The organism is Candidatus Phytoplasma citri, from assembly GCF_002009625.1.
GTDB lineage: Bacteria > Bacillota_I > Bacilli_A > Acholeplasmatales > Acholeplasmataceae > Phytoplasma > Phytoplasma citri.
Genome location: NZ_MWKN01000045.1, coordinates 1 through 7445, shown reverse-complemented (window position 1 = coordinate 7445; position 7445 = coordinate 1). Strand labels below are relative to the sequence as shown.

The window sequence follows — 7445 nt, the reverse complement described above, 5'->3', positions numbered from 1 at the left end:
TTAAGCAACTTCCGAAACAGGTCATGCTATTACATCAATTTTCCTTCTTAGGCCATTTCAGGCTTTTCCATCGAATTATTTGGTAGCGGAGTCATCTTGACTAATTTGCTTTCATCGCAACCCGCTTTTATGGCCTGCTGTAGCTTGGCATTCTTTCGTCTGCCAAACCGACCATATCCTTTCAGGGTTTATCGGCCCTGGCTATTGGTTAAATAGCAGGAAATTTAGGCTTCTTTTGGCGCCCAAGGATTAGCATTCATAATGATAGCAGATATATTATTCGAATTAGATAAATTATTTTTTTTATTTATTTCTGATAAATAAACCAAATATTCTTCAAAATAATCATATCTATTGGTAAAAAAACCAAAGTCTTCATTGCAATAAATCATTTGAAAACCTAATTTTTTAAAAATAGTAAAATTCATAGGTTTTGTAAAAACAAAAATTTCATTAAAATTTTCTGTATAAATTCTTTTAATAATAAAACTAATTAATAAATTAGCCAAATTATAACCTTGATATTCAGGATCAATTGATAAACATCTAATATTATTATAATATCGACCTACTACTCCAATTAATTTATTATTTAAGTCTTTAATTATAACATATTCATGAACTAAATCATTTATTAAGCCATTTCGAAATAATAATTGTTTAATAGATTCAATTTCATTAATTTCTCCTTCATGAACAATTCGCGGCATTTGATAATAATAAATAATTTTATCACCTCTTCAATATAAATATTGATTAAATTAAATCAAAAAAATTAATCAAAACTAAAAATCAATTAATAACATAAATAATAAAAGAAATTTAATTTAACTATACTAATTATTTTAACATTAAAAAAGAAAATTTTATAAATATTTATCAAAAAAAGAAGTAATTTTGGATAATATTAAAAACAACAAGATATTACAGAAAATAAAATTAAAAATAAAAACAATGAAACAATAAGTAAAACAAATTAACCATATTTTTTCATTTAAATTTTTAAAATGTAATAAATTAAATAACCAATTATACCAAACATTAACTAAAGATAATTGCATATGAGCGTAAACCCAATAACTCGAAATAAAAAAACAACAACTTCTTAAGAAATATACTAATAATAAACCCAAAAAAATATTTTTTTTATTGTCGACAATAAATTTTTTTTTATTGATAAAAACCCCCACTAAACTCAATAATAAATCAGGCAAAATATAATCAAAAATGCAAGACAAAAATAATTGAATTCTAGTAAATAAAAATAATTGATTTAAAGATAATAAAAAATTATAACTTTTTATTAAATGAAAAACCGCATATAAACCACAAATTAATAAATGTGTTAAAAAATTATTATAAATACCTGATAAACAAAAAATAATCAAAGAAAATTTAAATATTTGACCACCTAAAGGTAAAAATAAAAAAGGAGTTAAAAATTTGCTAAATAAATCTATAAAAATAGCTAAAGAAAGAAAATAACTTATTAATACCACTTTACGTAATATAAAATTATTAGATAATCGCATAAACATAAAAAAATATTAATTACAAATTAATTTCTTAAATTATTGTAATTTAATATTATTTCCTTTAAATTTTAAAAACCCCTTTATAAATTAATTCTAATAAATAAATAATCGATGGATAAACCATGGCTAATCCTAAACCTACAAACGCTCCTATAAAAGTACCTAAAGTAATTCCTAAAAATCCTTTTTTCGAACTAAAAACAAAAATACCCTGAATAATAAAAATGAACATAGATTTTAAATAAATAATAGTTTCTTCTAATTCTTGAGGATCATTAATTTGATATTGATATATTCGATGACTATCAAAAACATTAGAAAAATTGATTTGATTATTTATGTAAACAGTTCTATTATTTAACTTCCAAGAAATAATTAATAAAAAACTTAAAATATTTAAGATATAAAATAAAATAATAACCCATTTTTTTTGCCAAAATTTACTATCTATTAAATATGCCCAAACAACATCACACTTATTATTAAACAAAATTGATTATTACCTCCTGTTTGCTAAAATTATTATTCATCTACCATATCTAATTTTAATTTAAAAGAATTTTGGAAATTATAATTTAAAATATCTTGATTATAATCATTATCTTTCGATTTTTTTTTACAAAAATTAGTTAAATATTGACTATGTTCTATATAATCCAAATCACAATCTTGAAGCATTTGTGCACGAGTTAAATCAAATGCATTATCTAATGCTCCAGCAAAAATCAATTTTTGTAATAATTCCTTATTTAAAACTTCCCTTAATCTCATTTTAAAATCATAAAAATTTTCAAATTTTTTTATAGAACGCTCTTGTATCAGAATCTTACACATTTCTAAATTCATATCTTTAATAAAATTTAGAGGTAAAAAAAGTTTATCATCCAAAATTAGACAACTACTAACATTGCTATATACAATATTAGGTTTTTTAATTTTTATATATTTTTTTATTTTTGATAACCATTTTTGAATGGTTACATAATCATAGGGATCTTCTTCTAAATAAACCATTCCAAAATAAAGCAAATAATTAGCTTTTAAATAAGCCATTCTGTAACTAATTAAAGCATAAGCTGCACCGTGACTTTTATTAAAAATATAATTAGAAAATTTCGAAATATAATCATAAACTTGACTAGCTGATTCCGCTGTTCTCCGATATAGAACGCTTTGATCCATAAATCTTTTTTTTAAATTAACATTGCTATCTTCAGAAGATTTAGACATAATTTGTCTCATAAATAAATCTGCTTGACCCAAATCATAACCTGAAAATTCTGAAGCTATTCTCATTATTTGTTCTTGATATAAAACAATACCATAAGTATCACGTAATATATTGTCTACAACATCTATACCAGTAAAATTTACTTTTTTATTAATTCTATTATTTATATAAAGATCTACAAATTTTATAGCGCCAGGTCTATTAAAAGATAAAACAACAATCAAATCTTCAAATGTTTTAGGTTTAATAAGTTTTATCACTTTTATAGCAGAAACAGATTCTAATTGAAAAATATATTTTGTATCTCCTTGTTGCAATATATTATAAGTGTTAACGTCGTTGAACGCTATATTAGCTAAATTAATTTCAATTTTGCCTTTTTGTTCAATCAAATTTAAAATTTTATTAATTAAAAAAAGATTTCGTAACTTTAACAAATCTAATTTAATAAAACCTAATTTTTCTAACTGTTTATGATCAAATTGCAAACGATATAATATTACAGAATTATTAGAATTTTTTTGAATAGGTAAATGTTGAGACAAATCTGCTTTAGTAAAAACTACTCCCGAAGGATGAGTACCAACTAATCTAGGAATCCCTTTAATAATAGATGAAAATTCAGAACAAATTGACTTTATATCAATTTCAAGACCATTTTGTTGAAGAAACTCTAAATCTAGACGAAACAAATCTTCGGAATATTTTTGAAAAGTAATTAAATTAGCGATATGTTCCATTCCATATTTATCTACAAGATATCGCATTAATGTAACAACTTGATTGTCAGGAACATCTATATCTATATCAGGAACAGTTGTTCTTTTAAAATTTAAAAATCTCTCAAAAATTAAATTATATTTCAAAGGATCAATCTCAGTAATTCCTAAACAAAAACATAACAAAGAACCAACCGAAGAACCTCTTCCAGGACCTATCAAAATTTTTTGATTTTTAGCATATTGTATTAAATCAAAAACAATCAAAAAATAATCAACATAATTCATTTGATTAATTAACATTAATTCTTTCTGCAATTGCTTAATATAAAAAATATGTTTTTCTAAATTTATATTTTTTTGCAAATAACTTGTTAAAAAAATATTAGCCTTTGTTCGTAAATATTCCAACTTATCACAAGATACATCATTTTTAAATGAACATACGGTTGAAGGAAAAACAAAATTATATTTAATCGTTGATAAAAATTTTTCTAAATCAAGAAATAATTCATAATCATTAAGATTATAAAGTTGATAACGTTCTTGAATTTTTTTTTGATCAATAAATTTAACATCTAACTCCATTTGTTCATTGTTATGATTAAAATTCATAAATTCTCGATTATCATTTTGATAATTACTTATTTTACATAAATATTCATAAATTAATTTTTCTTCCGAAGACAAATAATTAGTCTTATTAACTATAACTACTTTTAAATTTAATTTTTTAACTATCTTCAAAAAAAAACCAGCATAATCTTGTAATAAAAAAGATTGCAAAGAAAATCCAAAAAATAAATGATTAATATTTATTTTAAAATACCGAAAAGTTTCCGAAATAAAATTTTCATTTTCATAATTAGTCAAATCTATAATTTTATCTTTTAAAATATCACATAAAATAAAATCTAAATTAGATAAAATACCAAAAATACCATCTCGGAATTTTTGAAATTCTGTTAAAGTAATTTTATTATTTAATTGGATAAAATTTAAAATTTTAATTAAATTATTAATACCATTATTATCAAAAGCATAAATCAAAAAACTAATTTTAACATCACGATATTTCAAAAGATCAAAATAAATATAAATTTGCGCACCTATAATAGGTTTAATATTATATTGGTGACAAAAATTAATTAATTGCATCATCCCATATAAATTTTCAAAATCACTTAAAGCAACAAAATTATATTTACTTTCAAAAGCTTTTTTAACCAAAGCTTCTACAGAATGAACACTTTTTTTAATACTATAAAAACTTTGTAAATAAAAAACTCCCGTCATAAAAAATAAAACACTCTCTTACTTACAATAAACAATTATATTCAATTTAAAATAACTTATATATTAAATTAAAATATAAAATCATCAACTGCAAAATTAAATAATTTTTAATTCAAAATTTTTTTTAAATTTCGTTTATCATACTCTGTTTCAAAAAAATCCAAAATATTCGTATTTTCGTCATTATTTATTATTTGAAATTCAGCAAAATAAAAAGATTCCAAAAATATTATAATCATATACAAATTATATTCTTGGGTAGGTAAAAAAGATTCTTGTTCTTGAAGATAATATAATAAATGTTCTTGTAAAAATTCAATATTAATTAAAATTTCTGATAATGAAAATTTTTCTATAATTTTATCAGCTAATTTAATAATATAAATATTATCTATATTCTCATAATAAATATCAGAATAAATCTGAGAATGATTTATAATCTGTAAAAAATATAAAAATAATTTTTTTATTTTACAAAATAAAAATAAATTTTTCATTATTATCAATCCTTTGTTAATAAAATGGAAAAACAAATTAATAATTAATGAATTTATAATATTACAATAAATCCTATATTATTTTTTTAAATGAGGAAATAAAATCACATCACGAATATTAGAATTATCAGTTAATAACATTATTAAACGATCTATTCCTATACCTAAACCTCCAGTAGGAGGCATTCCATATTCTAAAGCTTCTATAAAATCTTCATCTAATTCATGAGCTTCATCATTACCTAATGTTTTTTGTAATATTTGTTCTTCAAAACGTTTTCTTTGTTCAATAGGATCATTTAATTCGCTAAAAGCATTTACCAATTCCTTACCAGCTACAAACAATTCAAATCTTTCAGTTAATTGTGGATTTTGCGGATTTACTTGAGCCAAAGGACTTACCTCTATAGGATAATTAAAAATAAAAGTAGGTTGAATCAAATCTGGTTCTACAAATTTTTCAAAAAAAGCAACTATAATATGACCTTTTTTATAAAAATCTTCCAAAGAAATATTATGTTTTCGGGCCAACTCTTGACATGATAATAAAGATATATTCTCATTAAAATCAATATTAGTTTTTTGTTTAATAATTTCTATCATATCATATTTATAAAAATGATCAAATTTAATCAAATTCCCTTGATAATTAAATTCTAATTTACCTAAAAGTTTATAACAAATATCTTTTAAACATTTTTCTACCAAAGACATCATAATATTAATATCGGCATAAGCTAAATAAGCTTCTATAGTTGTAAATTCGGGATTATGACTAGCATCAATACCTTCATTACGAAATACTTTACCTATTTCATAAATAGCTTTCATACCACCAACAATTAATTTTTTTAAAGAAATTTCTGTAGCAATTCTTAAATAAAAATTAGTGGATAAACTATTATGATAAGTAACAAAAGGTCTAGCATTAGCCCCACCTACACAAGAATTTAATACAGCGGTTTCAACCTCTAAAAAATTTTCATTATTAAAAAAATCTCTGAGAAAACGAATAATTTTTGATCTATCAACGAAAGTTTTACGAGATCGCTGATTAACAATTAAATCTAAATAACGTTTTTTACGCATTATTTCTTTATCTTGTAAACCTTTATATTTATCAGGCAACGGTCGTAAACTTTTACTTAACATTATCAATTTAAAAATTTTAATAGTTAATTCCCCTTTATTAGTTTTGAATAATACACCTGTAACACCAATAATATCCCCCAAATCAGACCAACTATAAATTTGAAACTCTTTTTCCGTAATATTATCACGTCTTACATAAATTTGTATATCAGATTCAAAATCACGTATATTAGCGAAACCCGCTTTACCTTGTATCCTTTTTAAAATAATTCTACCGGCCACAGATACTAAAATTTGTTCTCGTTCTAATTGATCAAATGTCCAAGATTTATATTTCAACAATAAAGAATTAATTGAGTTAGTTTCTGTAAATTTATTACAAAAAGGTTCTATATTGTTTCTCTTTAAATTATCTAACTTAATTCTTCTAATCGCTTCTTGTTCCGTTATATCTTCTTTATTCATATAATTTAAAACTCCTAATTTATAAATCATAACCTATACTATTATACTATTATATTTTTTTCATTAATAATTTGTAATAATTATAAATAAATAATAAATAAATAAAATAAAAAAAAGAATCTTTTTTGCAAAAAAGATTCTTATGATAAGAAAATAATGTGCATAAGCCATGTTCTGTTCTTATTTAATAAATAAGTGTGATCATTTATCTCTATTTTTAAAATAGTATAAAAATTAATTTTTCTTATAAAGGGAATATCAACTTTTATATGCCCCTACCTTTTTTTGGGTTGCTAGCTTGAGGGGTTTACCGCGTTTCACTTGATTATTTCTAATCAATTCGTCTCTGTGGCACTTTATTTTTACATTCATAAACTTATTAATTTACAAAATAAGTTCTTAGAACTTCAAAGCCGTCATTTAAATAAATTTAAATGCCTTAAGTTATTTTTTTCTTAAGCACAAACACTACATACATTTCCCAAGATACGGATAGATTAATTGCGTTTTTTATGCAGCGATTTGTATTTGCTGTTTTATTTACAATCAGCCCCCGTCCAAACCGGACAAGCAAGTTTCCAAGCATCCGGCTTTCCCTAATTTACTCTCT

Annotated in this window: 6 protein-coding genes and 1 other RNA gene; all 7 read right to left on the bottom strand. The window is 22.4% G+C overall.

Annotation, left to right across the window (positions count from 1 at the left end):
• Positions 1-224: 224 nt before the first annotated feature.
• The 7 genes from B2G44_RS01530 to rnpB all read right to left on the bottom strand — a co-directional run bounded on the left by B2G44_RS01530 (position 225) and on the right by rnpB (position 7393).
• Positions 225-710 (bottom strand): GNAT family N-acetyltransferase, encoded by a 486-nt coding sequence (locus B2G44_RS01530; protein WP_078123095.1) that lies wholly within the window; start codon positions 708-710, stop codon positions 225-227.
• A gap of 156 nt (positions 711-866) precedes the next feature.
• Complete coding sequence (locus B2G44_RS01525; protein ID WP_078123094.1) at positions 867-1538, bottom strand: hypothetical protein; 672 nt, start codon at positions 1536-1538, stop codon at positions 867-869.
• A gap of 58 nt (positions 1539-1596) precedes the next feature.
• Complete coding sequence (locus B2G44_RS01520; protein ID WP_078123093.1) at positions 1597-2025, bottom strand: hypothetical protein; 429 nt, start codon at positions 2023-2025, stop codon at positions 1597-1599.
• Positions 2026-2057: 32 nt separating this feature from the next.
• Positions 2058-4781 (bottom strand): PHP domain-containing protein, encoded by a 2724-nt coding sequence (locus tag B2G44_RS01515; RefSeq protein WP_078123092.1) that lies wholly within the window; start codon positions 4779-4781, stop codon positions 2058-2060.
• A gap of 107 nt (positions 4782-4888) precedes the next feature.
• Positions 4889-5278 (bottom strand): hypothetical protein, encoded by a 390-nt coding sequence (locus tag B2G44_RS01510; RefSeq protein ID WP_078123091.1) that lies wholly within the window; start codon positions 5276-5278, stop codon positions 4889-4891.
• A 78-nt stretch (positions 5279-5356) separates the two neighbouring features.
• Complete coding sequence (gene lysS / locus B2G44_RS01505; protein WP_078123090.1) at positions 5357-6835, bottom strand: lysine--tRNA ligase; 1479 nt, start codon at positions 6833-6835, stop codon at positions 5357-5359.
• Positions 6836-6993: 158 nt separating this feature from the next.
• Positions 6994-7393, bottom strand: an RNA gene (gene rnpB / locus B2G44_RS01500) — RNase P RNA component class B.
• Between the last annotated feature and the right edge of the window lie 52 nt (positions 7394-7445).